This is a genomic window from Caballeronia sp. RCC_10 (assembly GCF_041360715.1).
Lineage (GTDB): Bacteria > Pseudomonadota > Gammaproteobacteria > Burkholderiales > Burkholderiaceae > Caballeronia > Caballeronia grimmiae.
The window spans coordinates 89,030-101,605 of the sequence record NZ_JBFUPT010000014.1 but is presented as its reverse complement, the minus strand read 5'-3'; the positions used below and the strand labels follow the sequence as shown (position 1 = coordinate 101,605).

13 protein-coding genes are annotated in these 12,576 nt (G+C 65.1%); 6 read left to right on the top strand and 7 right to left on the bottom strand.

The window, feature by feature from the left end; translation table 11 throughout:
* Nucleotides 1–55: 55 nt before the first annotated feature.
* Complete coding sequence (locus tag AB6804_RS22460) at nt 56–478, bottom strand: hypothetical protein (protein WP_035968948.1); 423 nt, start codon at nt 476–478, stop codon at nt 56–58.
* Nucleotides 479–749: 271 nt separating this feature from the next.
* Here AB6804_RS22460 and AB6804_RS22455 point away from each other — a divergent pair, with 271 nt between their 5' ends.
* Nucleotides 750–1,988 (top strand): EAL domain-containing protein, encoded by a 1,239-nt coding sequence (locus AB6804_RS22455; protein WP_370888377.1) that lies wholly within the window; start codon nt 750–752, stop codon nt 1,986–1,988.
* A gap of 30 nt (nt 1,989–2,018) precedes the next feature.
* Here the strand turns inward: AB6804_RS22455 and pip are convergent, their stop codons facing one another.
* On the bottom strand, nt 2,019–2,990 hold the full coding sequence (pip, locus tag AB6804_RS22450) for a prolyl aminopeptidase (RefSeq protein ID WP_370888342.1): 972 nt from the start codon (nt 2,988–2,990) through the stop codon (nt 2,019–2,021).
* A 140-nt stretch (nt 2,991–3,130) separates the two neighbouring features.
* On the opposite strand from pip, the gene AB6804_RS22445 reads away from it, so the two are divergent.
* Nucleotides 3,131–3,844 (top strand): lysophospholipid acyltransferase family protein, encoded by a 714-nt coding sequence (locus AB6804_RS22445; RefSeq protein ID WP_370888341.1) that lies wholly within the window; start codon nt 3,131–3,133, stop codon nt 3,842–3,844.
* Nucleotides 3,845–3,853: 9 nt separating this feature from the next.
* Here the strand turns inward: AB6804_RS22445 and AB6804_RS22440 are convergent, their stop codons facing one another.
* Together AB6804_RS22440 and pcaQ are read right to left on the bottom strand one after the other, a co-directional pair.
* The gene (locus AB6804_RS22440; protein WP_152562683.1) at nt 3,854–4,225 is read right to left on the bottom strand and encodes a response regulator; all 372 of its coding nucleotides are present in this window, start codon (nt 4,223–4,225) and stop codon (nt 3,854–3,856) included.
* A gap of 203 nt (nt 4,226–4,428) precedes the next feature.
* The gene (gene pcaQ, locus AB6804_RS22435) at nt 4,429–5,367 is read right to left on the bottom strand and encodes a pca operon transcription factor PcaQ (RefSeq protein WP_035968943.1); all 939 of its coding nucleotides are present in this window, start codon (nt 5,365–5,367) and stop codon (nt 4,429–4,431) included.
* 112 nt (nt 5,368–5,479) lie between these two features.
* Between pcaQ and pcaH the strand changes: the two genes are divergently transcribed.
* From pcaH to AB6804_RS22420, 3 genes are all read left to right on the top strand, one after another.
* A complete protein-coding gene (gene pcaH / locus AB6804_RS22430; protein ID WP_244795118.1) occupies nt 5,480–6,181 on the top strand; it encodes a protocatechuate 3,4-dioxygenase subunit beta in 702 nt (233 codons plus the stop codon).
* Nucleotides 6,182–6,185: 4 nt separating this feature from the next.
* Nucleotides 6,186–6,776 (top strand): protocatechuate 3,4-dioxygenase subunit alpha, encoded by a 591-nt coding sequence (gene pcaG / locus AB6804_RS22425; RefSeq protein ID WP_370888340.1) that lies wholly within the window; start codon nt 6,186–6,188, stop codon nt 6,774–6,776.
* Nucleotides 6,777–6,861: 85 nt separating this feature from the next.
* On the top strand, nt 6,862–7,185 hold the full coding sequence (locus AB6804_RS22420; RefSeq protein ID WP_370888339.1) for a DUF2288 domain-containing protein: 324 nt from the start codon (nt 6,862–6,864) through the stop codon (nt 7,183–7,185).
* Between the two features lie 7 nt (nt 7,186–7,192).
* Here the strand turns inward: AB6804_RS22420 and AB6804_RS22415 are convergent, their stop codons facing one another.
* Nucleotides 7,193–8,275 (bottom strand): AI-2E family transporter, encoded by a 1,083-nt coding sequence (locus AB6804_RS22415; protein WP_370888338.1) that lies wholly within the window; start codon nt 8,273–8,275, stop codon nt 7,193–7,195.
* 170 nt (nt 8,276–8,445) lie between these two features.
* Here AB6804_RS22415 and AB6804_RS22410 point away from each other — a divergent pair, with 170 nt between their 5' ends.
* On the top strand, nt 8,446–8,970 hold the full coding sequence (locus tag AB6804_RS22410) for an OmpA family protein (protein ID WP_370888337.1): 525 nt from the start codon (nt 8,446–8,448) through the stop codon (nt 8,968–8,970).
* Here the strand turns inward: AB6804_RS22410 and AB6804_RS22405 are convergent.
* Together AB6804_RS22405 and AB6804_RS22400 are read right to left on the bottom strand one after the other, a co-directional pair.
* Nucleotides 8,967–10,961: an acetyl-CoA carboxylase biotin carboxylase subunit gene (locus AB6804_RS22405; RefSeq protein ID WP_370888336.1), complete on the bottom strand. Its 1,995-nt coding sequence runs from the start codon at nt 10,959–10,961 to the stop codon at nt 8,967–8,969. The genes AB6804_RS22410 and AB6804_RS22405 overlap by 4 nt on opposite strands.
* Nucleotides 10,962–10,965: 4 nt before the next feature.
* Complete coding sequence (locus AB6804_RS22400) at nt 10,966–12,573, bottom strand: carboxyl transferase domain-containing protein (protein ID WP_370888335.1); 1,608 nt, start codon at nt 12,571–12,573, stop codon at nt 10,966–10,968.
* Nucleotides 12,574–12,576: the final 3 nt, after the last annotated feature.

The following is a 12,576-nucleotide window of genomic DNA, read 5'->3' as shown; positions in this document are numbered from 1 at the left end:
TTGTTGAGTAACGGCAGTCGACTAGTACGACCGTGCACCGTCACAACGGGCGATTTCAGTCTTCCTCGTCGAGCCAGGGAATGTCGACGTCGGTGATGAACGCGACCATCGCGAGCGGTCGGCCTTCCTGCCGCCCGAGGTTGCCGTCCGCGCGCTGCCATTCGCAGCGGAAGACCGTGCCGGGCGTGTCGGCGAGCAGCGTGACCGTGCGGATCTCGTCCGGGTCGTTATCTTCCACCGGCCCGTCGAGCGAGATCAGCAGTTGCTGCGGCCATACGCCGTCTGCCGGATCGTAGATCTTGTCGCCGTCATGGATCACGACATGCGCTTCGACGCCGATCGTCGACGACGCCTCGACGATCATCTTGCCGAGCGCCCGTAGCACTGCGGTGGCGCGGCCCGAATTGGCCTGACGGATCGCGAGGTCGCCGCGCGTCAGCGCCTGCTCGAGTTTGGGATTGGTTTTCTGTTGCGCCATCGATGTCTCTCTTGAAGTTCAACGCAGATTCGACGAGCCACGCGCGGCTCAGGGTGCAGCGCGATCGTATCACCGCAACCTAATAATAGGATGCACGGTGCGCACCGCCTAACCCGCTCAAGTTCGCCAGCCACAGGCCGATAACGGGATCATCGCCCTCTCATGCTCGCGTCACTGCCGTGCTGCCGTTCATCGATCCGTGTGCTGTCCCTTGCTTTCTTCGGCCCGCGCCCGCCCGCCGTGTGCAGCGCCAGCGGATGCGCACGTGCTGATGCCGGGCGACGGAATCGTCGACGGGATCGCGCTCTCGACGCATCTCCAGCCGATCTACAGCCTTCCCCACCAACGCGCAATCGGCTACGAGGCGCTCTTGCGCGGCCGTCCGGTCGGCATGGGCGACAGCCCGCTGATCGGCCCGTTCGATCTGTTCGCCCGCGCGATCGTCGCCGGCACGCTCAGCGAACTCGACCGCATGAGCCATCTGACGCACCTGCGCAACGCGGCGACGCGCCTGCCTGCCGCGCACTGGCTGTTCGTCAACATGAACCCGGCCACGTTCACCCACGCCGGCTACGCAAAGGAACTGGCGGCGCTCACCCGCGACACCGGCCTCGCGCCCGAGCAACTCGTGATCGAAGTGCTGGAGTCGGGCGGCACGGACGTGGAGCGCATCGCCAGCGCGACGCGATCGTTCCGCGCGCAGGGCTTTCTCGTCGCCGTCGACGATTTCGGCGCGGGGCATTCCAACATCGACCGCTTGCTGACGCTGCGGCCGGACATCGTCAAGCTCGACCGCAGTCTGGTGCGCGCGCAGAGCGCCCAGAAGCACGCCCATCTGCGCGATGCGCTGATGCCGAAGCTCGTCGAACTCTTGCATCAGTCGGGCATGTTCGTGGTCGCGGAAGGCATCGAGACCAGCGACGACCTGCTGCTCGCGGCGCGCGCCAACGTCGATTTCGTGCAGGGCTTTCTGTTCGGCAAACCGTGCCAGGATCTCGCCCCGCATGGCACGGCCACGCCGCTCTTCGAAGACGCATTCGACCTGCTCGCGCAGGCGCGCCGCAACGAACGCCTCGCTGCGGATTTGCTGCTGATGCCGTATCGCGCGAATCTTTCACAGGCCGCAAGACGGATTGCGGGCGGCGCAAGCCTGGAGGCGGCCTGCGCGGAAATACTCGCGCTGCCGGCCACCGTAAGCTGCTTTTTCCTCGATGAAGCCGGCCGCCAGTTCAATCCGACGCTGCGGGGCGCGGGCGAGCGGCGGCGCAGCCAACGCTTCGCGCCGATCGCGGATGCATCGACCGGCCGCTGGGACAATCGCGGCTATTTCGTCGATGCCTGCGCGCGGCCCCAACAGATCATCACGAGCGCGCCGTATCTGTCGGTGACGGGCACGTCGCTGTGCGCGACGCTCACCATCGCGACCCAGCGCGGCGGTCACACGATCGTCGTCGGCGCCGATCTCGACTGGCGGCGTCTTTCGGACGCCGCGCCGACGCTGCTGTTCTGAGCGCGCTGCTGCTCTAAGCGCCCTGCCGCGTCACGCCTTCGCGATCAGGCCGGAAAGCGCCTGCGCGCCGGCCCGCAGCGCCGCCAGATTGCCCGGCTCGAAGGTCCAGTGCCCCGCCCCGCTGACGACGGCCAGTTCCGCGCCCGGCCAATGCGCGGCCAGCTCCACGGCCTGATCCGCCGTGCAGACCATGTCGAAGCGGCCATGCACGAGGCGGCACGGCAGATGCGCGATGCGCGCGACGCCCGGCAACAGCGGCGCCGGCGGCAACTCGTTCGCCATGTAGTGACGCTCGAGCAGCGCCATCGAGACAGCGGCGGCGTTCGCCTCGGCGCTCGGGCGCTTCTCCTGGTCGGCGGGTTCCGTCGCCGGCTTGTTGACCACGGAAAGCGTCGTCTCGTACAGCGTCCACGCGCGCGCCAGCTTCGCGCCGGCTTCGTCGAAACGCGCGAGTGGCGCTTCGGTCATCGTCAGGATGTCCTGCCCGCTGGCCGGGCGCTTGCCGCACGCCGCCTCGATTGCATCGAGAAACGCGCGATGCGCCTCCGGAAACACGCGGCGCACGTCCCACAGGAACCAGTCGATGTCCACGCGGCGCGCGAGAAACACGCCGCGAAGCAGAAAGCCGGTGCATCGCTCCGGATGCGCGACGCCGTACGCGAGCCCGAGCGTCGTGCCCCACGAGCCGCCGAAGATCGCCCATCGTTCGATGTCGAGCGCGACGCGCAGCTTTTCCATGTCGCCGACGAGCGCGTCGATGCCGTTGTGCTCCAGCTTGCCGAAAGGCTTCGATTTGCCGCAGCCGCGCTGATCGAAGAAAACGACGCGCCACGCTTCGGGCTCGAGCGCTTCGGCCCACTTCACGTTCATCGCGCCCCCGGGGCCGCCGTGCACGACCAGCATCGCCGGCGCGTCGCGCGGGCCTTGCGCGCGCCAGTAGATCGAGTGTCCATCGCCTACGTCGAGCATGCCTTCGTCGAATGTCACCGGCTGTTGATCCATCGCGCGTGTTCTCCTTGAATGTCGCTCGCCGCCATTGTTGCATCGCGCGGTGGCCGGCGCATGAAAGCTCCCGAAAGACCGATACGTTATGCTTGCGGCTTGCCCGCCACTCATCCTTGACTCTCATTCCGCCAAGCCCGATGCGCCGCACACTCGTCAAGTGGCTGTTCGCCACCTACCTGCTCGGGAGCGGCACCGTCTGGTCGATCCTGATCCTGCCGCTCTTTCCGTTCGTCGGCCGTAAGGGCCGTTACTGGCTCGCAAAGCTCTGGTGCCGCGCGATGGTCGCGATGATGCGCGTCATCGCCGGCGTGACGACCTCCGTCGAGGGGCTGGAGCATCTGCCGGACGGGCCGTTCATCATCCTGAGCCGCCACGAATCGACGTGGGAGACGCTCGCGTTCATGGCGCTGTTTCCGCGCCGCATCAGCTTCGTGTTCAAGCGCGAGTTGATGAACATCCCGTTCTTCGGCTGGGTGCTGCGCGGGCTAGACATGGTGCATCTGGATCGCGGCTCGATCCGCCAGGCGCATCAGGCGGTCACGCGCGAATGCGCGGCGCGGCTCAAGAAGGGCGATGCCGTCGTCATCTTTCCCGAAGGCACGCGCGTCGCCCACGATGCGCCGCTCAAGCTCGCGTCGGGCGGCGTGCGGCTCGCCTGCGCGACGAAAGTGCCGGTGGTGCCGGTCGTCCATGATGCGGGGAAGGTATGGCCCGCGAAGGGCTGGCCGGACCACGGCGGGCATATCCGCGTGATCGTCACCCCGGCGCTGCCGCTCGAATGCGATGTCCCGCAGGAATTGAACCGGCTTGCGCAGGCGCAGATGGACGACGCGCTCGCCGAATTGCGCTGACGCCACGCGTCAGTACAACGGCCGCTTCTTGGCCGCGCACAGCCGGTTGACTGCCGCGACCAGCGTTTCGAAGTCCACCGGCTTGCGCAGGTAGCCGTCGTAGCTGACGAACGCGGGCGGATTCGGATGCCCCGAGATCATCAGAAAAGGAATGTGAGCGAGCGCCGCGTCGTTCTTCATCGTCTGGCAAAGAAGCGCGCCGCCGAGCCCCGGCATCACCCAGTCCGACACGACGATATCCACCCGCTGCTCGCCCAGTATCGATAACGCTCCGTTGCCGTCCGCCGCGCTCAGGACGGTGCAATCCTCGCCTTGCATGCAGAGGGACCAGGCTTCGATGGTGGCGGGGTCGTCGTCGACGAGGAGTACGGTCTTCATCATGCAAGCGGGGCGGGCGCGGTTGGGAGCGGGCAAATTCGGCGGCAACGTGCGGTGTGACGGCCAACGGCTCCTTTCGTTGCCAATCGCGTCCTTTCGCTGTCTTTCGTCATAGTATTGTGTTCGCGCCAAACGTGCGCGGTAAATGCTGCTTGAGCAAGCGGCGGGCCGCGCACGGGCGTCGGTCAATTGCGCGTGCGGGGCGCTTACTTGGTCGCCGCACGGGAGCGGCCCGCTTCGCGGATCGCATCGACGAGCGATTCCTCGACGGGCGTGCGCGCCGCGTCGTTGCGCCGGATCAGGCCGATGGGCTCGTCGGTGCCGGCGAAGGGCATCGGCAGCGCGGTCAGCAGCCCGAGCGCGATATCGTGCTCGACCGCGCCGGCGGGCACGAACCAGACCGCGTCGTTATGAAGCGCAAGCGAGCGCCCGAGCGATACCGACAACGTTTCGACCAGCGCCGACAGCGCATGCGCGCCGAATGCGGTCAGCACGCTTTCGGCGGACTGGCGGATCAGCGTGCCGAACGGCGGCACGACGATGGCGAAGCGCGCGAGCAGCGCAGGCGTGAGCGGCGTCTCGAACGCGAGCGGGTGGTCGCGGCGCACGACGACCGCAAGCGGCTCACGATAAATCTGCTCGAAAGAAAGTCCGTGCATCGCCTCCGGTTCGGACAGCCGCCCGACAACCAGATCGACGTCGCCCGCCTTGAGCTTTTCCAGCAGCGACGCGTTCGAATCGGTCGCGACGCTCAGCGAAATCGCGGGCCACTGCTGCCGGAACGCAGCGAACGCGGGCGGCAGCAGCGCGTTAGCGACGGTCGGCAGCACGCCGATGGATACCGCGCCCGGCATGTCGCCGCGCTCCCGCAGCAACATGTCGACGCCTTCCCGCAGCGACGCCACGCACGCGCTCGCATGCGGCGCGAAGAGCCGTCCTTCTCGCGTCGGAACCGCGCCGCGCCGCCCACGCTCGAACAGGCGCACGCCTAGAATGGATTCGAGCTCGCCGATCGTCTTCGATACCGCCGGTTGCGTGATCGACAGGCTATCCGCCGCGCGTTGCACGCTGCCTAGCTGCGTGACCGCGAGAAAGCACTGCAGATGACGAAACTTGACGCGCGTATTCGTGAAGTCGGTATCCATGACAAGCCGTTATGTATTGACGCACAAAACATCATTTTCCATAACTCGATGCGTTCGATAAAGTAGCCGCCAGAAATATCCTATTCACGTCACAACATCAGGAGACAGTGACATGACGTCCCCCATCCTCACGCCGCGCGACTGGGCCTCCCACCCGCCGTATCTGTCGCCGGGCTACCGGTCGTCGGTTTCGCGCAGCCCGTCGCTGCCGCTGATCCCGCTGAAGGAAAACCTGCGCAATCGCCGCGTGCCCGTCTACGGCGCGGACGACCTCGGCGCGCTCGACAACGACCTTACGCGCAACGCCGCGAAGAACGGCGAGCCGCTCGGCGAGCGCATCATCGTGACGGGCCGCGTGCTCGACGAGGGCGGACGTCCGGTGCGCAATACGCTCGTGGAAGTCTGGCAGGCGAACGCCGCCGGGCGCTACGTTCACAAGGCCGATCAGCACGACGCGCCGCTCGATCCGAACTTCCTCGGCGCGGGCCGCTGTCTGACGGACAACGAAGGCCGCTATCGCTTCATGACGATCAAGCCGGGCGCGTATCCGTGGGGCAATCATCCGAACGCGTGGCGTCCGAACCATATCCACTTCTCGCTGTTTGGCGAATACTTCGGCTCGCGTCTCGTGACGCAGATGTACTTCCCCGGCGATCCGCTGCTCGAACTCGATCCGATCTATCAGGGCATTCCCGAGCACGCGCGCCAGCGGCTCGTGTCGCGTTTCTCGATCGATACGACGCAGGAAAACTACGCGCTCGGCTACGAATTCGACATCGTGCTGCGCGGCCCGGACCAGACCCCGACGGAGTGAAGACATGACGACCCTCAAGCAAACGCCCTCGCAGACCGTCGGCCCGTACTTCGCCTACGGCCTCGTGCCGGAGCAGTACAACTTCGATCTGAAAAGCCTGTTCACGGCATCCGCGGCGGATCGCGAAGTGCCGGGCGAGCACATCTCCATCGTCGGCAATGTGTACGACGCGGAAGGCAAGCCGGTCGGCGACGCGCTGATCGAAGTCATGCAGGCCGACGCGAGCGGCCGCTACGTGCAGAGTCCCGAAGAAGCACGCGAGACGGGATTTCGCGGCTTTGCGCGCGTGGGCACCGGCACCGATCCGAAGCTGCGCTTCGTCGTCGATACGGTGAAGCCCGGCAAGACCGATGACGATTCCGCGCCGCATCTGGACATCATCGTACTGATGCGCGGCATGCTGCTGCACGCCTACACGCGCCTTTATTTCGACGACGAAACCGAAGCCAACGCGAACGACACCGTACTGCAAAGCGTGCCCGCCGAACGCCGTGACACGCTGATCGCAAAGCGCGAGGCGCATACCGGCGCGACGGTGTATCGCTTCGACATTCATCTGCGCGGGCCGAACGAGACCGTGTTCTTCGATCTCTGAGCCTGATCGCCTAATCGCGATGAACGTCGGCGTCCGGCACTGCGCTATAGTGTCGGACGCCTTTCGTTTTTATCGCAATCCCGTTATGACCGACGCCGTCAATCCCAGCCCGCTCTATGTCAAGCTCCTTGCCGAAACCGCGCAGATCAGCTGGTCCGAACTCGAGCGTTTCTTCGCGAAGGGCGTGCTGATCTGGGTAAAGGGCGATCTCGATCTGGTGAGCGTGGCCGAAGCGGTCGCCAGCGACGATACGAAACAGGTCACGCAATGGCTGTCCGCCGGTCTCATCGAACGCGTGCAGGCGGACACCGCCGCCGATCTCGCGGCGCGCGACCCGGAGTTGTGGGCGGTCGTGGTATCGCCGTGGGTGTGCGTGCAGGAACGCGGCAACGCGTCGAGCGCGAACTAAAGCACGATCAGGCGCGCACCCAGTCGGTCCACAGCACGACGAGTATCGTCATCAGCGCCGGGCCGATGAAAAGCCCGATCAGCCCGAACGTCTCCGCGCCGCCCAGAATCCCGAACAACACGAGCAAAAACGGCAGGCGCGTCGAGCCGCCGATCAGCGCCGGCCGCACGAAGTGCTCGGCCACGAACGCCACGACCAATCCGAAGATCGCGACGCCCGCGGCCGCCGCCATCGAGCCGTTCGCGAGCAGCCATAGCGCGGAGCCAAGAAAGACGATCGGCGCGCAGAACGGCAGCATCGCCGCGACCGCCGTCAGCATGCCGAGCAGCGTCGCGTGCGGCACGCCGGTCACTGCATAGGCGATGCCGAGCAGCGCGCCCTCCCCCAATCCCACGACCACCAGCCCCACGACCGTGCTGCGCACGGCATCGGCCATGCGCTGCAGCAGCGCCGCGCCATCCGCGCCGAACGCGCGACTCGATCCTGCAAGCATCTGCCGGCCCAGCTTCGCGCCCGCCTGGAAAATGAAGAAAAGCGTCATCAGCATGAAGCCGAAGGTGACGAAGCCATGCACGACGCGCCCGCCGAAATGCCGCGTCATCGCGACGAACGTGCCTCCATGCAGGCCCTTGACGGCGGGCGACGATTCGAGCGGCGTCGCGAGATTGTCGTGCCACCAGCGCGCGGCCTGTTGCGAACCCATCGGCAGATGATCGATGAACGCGGGCACCGGGATGCCGGTTCTCAGCACGTCGTGAAACCAGCGCATGGTGTCGTGCGCTTCATCGAGCGTCTGAGCCGCGACGACGCCAAACGGCAAGACGAATAACAAGCCAATTGCAAGCGTGAGCAGGACGGCGAGCAGCGTATGCCGCTGCCTGAAGACAGGCCGGCGCTCGAGCCAGCCAAACGCGGGCCACAGCGCGATGGCGATCACCACGGCCCACACGACAGCCGGGATGAACGTGCGCGCCGTATAAAGCGCGATGAACACGAGGACCGTATAAAGCGCCGCCGATGCCGCGCGCTGGAGCTTGCGGGAGCGATCGGTCGCGTCGGTTGCGGCCTCGTTGCGCGATGGAATCGCCATGAAAGGAAGCCTCTGAGGGAATCGACTGAAAGCGAAGCGTTAGAGCCGCCTGCATTGTAAGCGCACGATTCATTCCACTTCGCACTCGCCATCGTTGCACTGTTCTTTACAACGTGACGGTTGGTCGTCCCTATAATCGCGAGTCGGGCATCAACGCAAGGAATCCTCGAATGTTGGGCAAAGGCATGGTGGCAATTGGAGCATGCACGTCGATCGTACTGCTGGCAGGCTGTTCGACGAAACTCAACCGGTCGGACGAAGAGACGCTGAACGCGCAATACGGCATTACGATGCAGACGGTCAAAGGCGGCGTGGAGATGCGCCTGCCCGAGGTCGCGCTCTTTGAAAGCGACGACGCGAGCATCCGCAAAGGCAGCCTGCCCGCGCTTGACCGCGCCGCGACGGTATTGAAACGCAGCATGCGGCCAGTGCTGATCGAAGGCCATACGGACAACGACGGCCCGCTCGCCTATAACCAGGCCTTGTCGGAGGCGCGCGCCGAAGCGGTCGCGCGCGCGTTGATTGCGCGCGGCGTGCCGGCCGAGCGCCTGACGACGAAGGGCATGGGCTATCTGCGGCCGATCGCCAGCAACGACACGCCGCAAGGACGCGCGGCGAATCGGCGCGTCGAGATCCTCGTTCGCGCCGAAAGTGCGGACACACTGCTCGGTCCCGCGCCGAAGAAGAAGCGCTAGCTGCCTTCCGTTTCGAGCACGAGCAATTGCGATCCGTCGGTGACCTGATCACCGACGTCGAAGAGAATTTCGCCGATCCTGCCCGTGGCCGGCGCGACGATCGTGTGCTCCATCTTCATCGCTTCCATCACGATCAGCGGCGCGCCCTTTTCTACCGATGCACCCGGCTGCACCAGCACCGCGATGACCTTGCCAGGCATCGGCGCGGTCAGGCGCCCTTCGTGTTCGGCGTCGCCCGCATGAGCCATCAGGTTCTGCCATTCGAACGCGAATGCGGCGCCTTCCAGAAACACGTGAAAGATATCGCCGTCGGTGAAGACGTGGCCTTTGACGAGCGCATCGTCGAGTTGAACGCTGAAGGCCGTTTCCCCCCGATGTGACCAGTCGAAGCGCGCGCTTTGCCCGTCCAGTTGGAGACGCTTCTCGCCGTTCTTCGTGAAGACGGCCTTCAATGGCTTATCGGCGTCGAGCGCACGCCAGTGCAGATCCTGGCTGTAGCCGCCCGACATGCGCCAGTGGGAAAGCGCATCCCACGGCGAACGGCCATGCGCCTCGCCGCCCTCGCGCGTGAGCAAGGCCGCGCAGGCAAGCGCCAGCGCCTTCTCGCGCGACACCGATGAAGGCGCGAAGAGCGCATCGTGATGACGCTCGATCAGGCCGGTGTCGAGATCGGCTTGCGAGAACGGCTCGCTTTTAACAATGCGCTGCAGGAACTCCACGTTCGTATGCAGTCCGACGATCTCGCATTGCGCGAGCGCGCGCGCCATGCGAGCGAGCGCATCGCGGCGATCGCGTCCGTGCACGATCAGCTTCGCGATCATCGGATCGTAGAACGGCGTAATCGCATCGCCTTCGCGCACGCCGCTATCGATGCGTACGTCACCCTCGATCGTGAATTCGACTGCATGCGGCAACGCCAGATGCTTGAGCGTGCCCGTCGACGGCAAAAAGCCGCGCGATGGGTTCTCGGCGTACACGCGGGCTTCGATCGCGTGGCCGTCCACACGCAATTCGTGCTGTTGCAAAGGCAGAGGCTCGCCCGCCGCGACGCGCAATTGCCATTCGACCAGATCCAGCCCGGTCACCATTTCCGTCACAGGATGCTCGACCTGCAGGCGCGTGTTCATCTCCATGAAGTAGAACTGGCCGTCCTGCGTCATGATGAATTCGACCGTGCCCGCGCCGACGTAATCCACCGCACGCGCGGCGGCAACGGCGGCTTCGCCCATCGCGCGGCGCGTTTCATCGCTAAGGCCCGGTGCAGGCGCTTCTTCGAGCACCTTCTGATGGCGGCGCTGCACGGAGCAATCGCGATCGAACAGATAGACCGCGTTACCGTGCTTGTCCGCGAACACCTGCACTTCGACGTGCCTCGGCCGCAGCAAATACTTCTCGATCAACACGCGATCGTTGCCGAAGCTCGACGCCGCCTCGCGCTTGCATGACGCCAGCGCCTGCGCGAAGTCCTCGCTCTTTTCCACGACGCGCATGCCCTTTCCGCCGCCGCCCGCGCTCGCCTTCAAAAGCACCGGATAGCCGATGGCGTCCGCTTCGCGCTGAAGCAGATCGGGAGACTGATCGTCGCCGTGATAGCCGGGCACGAGCGGCACCGATGCCGATTGCATCAGCGCCTTCGCCGCGGCCTTGGAACCCATCGCCCGGATCGCTTCGACGGGCGGCCCGATGAACACGAGCCCCGCCTCTTCACATGCGTTGGCGAATGCTTCGTTCTCCGATAGAAATCCATAACCGGGGTGAACGGCTTGCGCGCCGGTCTTCTTCGCCGCCTCGACGATGCGTTCTATACGCAGATAACTTTCCGACGCCGCCGATCCGCCGACATGCACCGCCTCGTCGCAGACATCGACATGCTTCGACTTCGCATCCGCGTCCGAATACACGGCGACGCTTCCGACGTTCAGGCGTTTGGCGGTCGCCGCCACGCGGCATGCGATTTCGCCGCGGTTCGCTATGAGTATTTTGTTGAACATGGCCTTACATCCTGAAGACGCCGAAGCGTGTTTCCTCGATAGGCGCGTTCATCGTCGCTGCCAGCCCGAGGCCCAAGACATCGCGTGTCTGCGCGGGATCGATCACGCCGTCGTCCCACAGGCGCGCGCTTGCATAGTAGGGATGCCCCTGTACCTCGTATTGATCGCGAATCGGCGCCTTGAACGCTTCCTCGTCTTCCTTCGACCACGTGCCGCCTTTCTTCTCGATGCCATCGCGCCGCACCGTCGCGAGCACGGATGCGGCCTGTTCGCCGCCCATCACCGAGATGCGCGCGTTGGGCCACATCCACAGAAAGCGCGGTGAATACGCGCGGCCGCACATGCCGTAATTGCCCGCGCCGAACGACCCGCCGATGATGACCGTGAACTTCGGCACCTTGGCCGTCGCCACCGCGGTGACCATCTTTGCGCCATTGCGCGCGATGCCTTCGTTCTCGTATTTGCGGCCCACCATGAAGCCCGTGATGTTCTGCAGAAACACGAGCGGAATCTTGCGTTGCGCGCAAAGTTCGATGAAGTGCGCGCCCTTCAACGCCGACTCGCTGAACAAGATGCCGTTGTTCGCGACGATGCCGACCGGATGCCCCCAGATATGCGCGAAGCCGCAAACGAGCGTGGTGCCGTAGCGCGCTTTGAATTCATCGAAGGCGGAGTCGTCGACGATACGCGCGATCACTTCGCGCACGTCGAAGGGCTTGCGCGTATCGACGGGAATCACGCCGTACACGCTCTGCAAGTCGTAGCGCGGCGGCAGCGGCTCTTTCAATGCAAGCGGCGCCTGCTTCACGCGATTCAGGTTGCCGACGATGCTGCGCGCGATTCCGAGCGCGTGCGCGTCGTTCTGCGCGAGATGATCGACGACGCCCGAGAGGCGCGTATGCACATCGCCGCCGCCGAGGTCTTCGGCGCTGACTTCTTCGCCCGTCGCGGCCTTCACCAACGGCGGGCCGCCCAAAAAAATCGTGCCTTGATTCTTCACGATGATCGATTCATCGCTCATGGCCGGCACATACGCGCCGCCCGCCGTGCACGATCCCATCACTACCGCGATCTGCGCGATGCCCTGCGCCGACATGTTCGCCTGGTTATAGAAGATGCGGCCGAAGTGATCGCGGTCGGGGAAGACATCGTCCTGATTCGGCAGATTCGCGCCGCCGGAATCGACGAGATAGACGCATGGCAAGCGGTTCTGCTCGGCGATTTCCTGCGCGCGCAGATGCTTCTTCACCGTGACCGGATAGTACGTGCCGCCCTTGACGGTGGCGTCGTTGCAGACGATCACGCACTCCTGCCCCGCAATGCGCCCGATGCCGGTGATGATGCCCGCGCCCGGTGCTTCGTCGTTATACATGCCGTATGCAGCAAGCTGCGACAGTTCGAGGAACGGCGTGCCCGGATCGAGCAATTGCGCGATGCGATCGCGCGGCAACAGCTTGTTGCGCGACAGATGCTTGTCGCGCGCCGCTTGCCCGCCGCCTTCCGCGATCTTCGCGACCTTCGCCTTCAGATCCGCGACGAGCGCATCGAGCGCCGCCGCGTTCGTGCGGAAATCTTCGCTGCGCGGATTCAGTTTCGATTCGATGATCGCCATGTC

Coding starts and splice junctions, on each gene's coding strand:
- AB6804_RS22460 (WP_035968948.1), bottom strand. CDS start 478: ATGGCGCAACAGAAAACCAATCCCAAACTCGAGCAGGCGCTGACGCGC.
- AB6804_RS22455 (WP_370888377.1), top strand. CDS start 750: ATGCCGGGCGACGGAATCGTCGACGGGATCGCGCTCTCGACGCATCTC.
- pip (WP_370888342.1), bottom strand. CDS start 2,990: ATGGATCAACAGCCGGTGACATTCGACGAAGGCATGCTCGACGTAGGC.
- AB6804_RS22445 (WP_370888341.1), top strand. CDS start 3,131: ATGCGCCGCACACTCGTCAAGTGGCTGTTCGCCACCTACCTGCTCGGG.
- AB6804_RS22440 (WP_152562683.1), bottom strand. CDS start 4,225: ATGATGAAGACCGTACTCCTCGTCGACGACGACCCCGCCACCATCGAA.
- pcaQ (WP_035968943.1), bottom strand. CDS start 5,367: ATGGATACCGACTTCACGAATACGCGCGTCAAGTTTCGTCATCTGCAG.
- pcaH (WP_244795118.1), top strand. CDS start 5,480: ATGACGTCCCCCATCCTCACGCCGCGCGACTGGGCCTCCCACCCGCCG.
- pcaG (WP_370888340.1), top strand. CDS start 6,186: ATGACGACCCTCAAGCAAACGCCCTCGCAGACCGTCGGCCCGTACTTC.
- AB6804_RS22420 (WP_370888339.1), top strand. CDS start 6,862: ATGACCGACGCCGTCAATCCCAGCCCGCTCTATGTCAAGCTCCTTGCC.
- AB6804_RS22415 (WP_370888338.1), bottom strand. CDS start 8,275: ATGGCGATTCCATCGCGCAACGAGGCCGCAACCGACGCGACCGATCGC.
- AB6804_RS22410 (WP_370888337.1), top strand. CDS start 8,446: ATGTTGGGCAAAGGCATGGTGGCAATTGGAGCATGCACGTCGATCGTA.
- AB6804_RS22405 (WP_370888336.1), bottom strand. CDS start 10,961: ATGTTCAACAAAATACTCATAGCGAACCGCGGCGAAATCGCATGCCGC.
- AB6804_RS22400 (WP_370888335.1), bottom strand. CDS start 12,573: ATGGCGATCATCGAATCGAAACTGAATCCGCGCAGCGAAGATTTCCGC.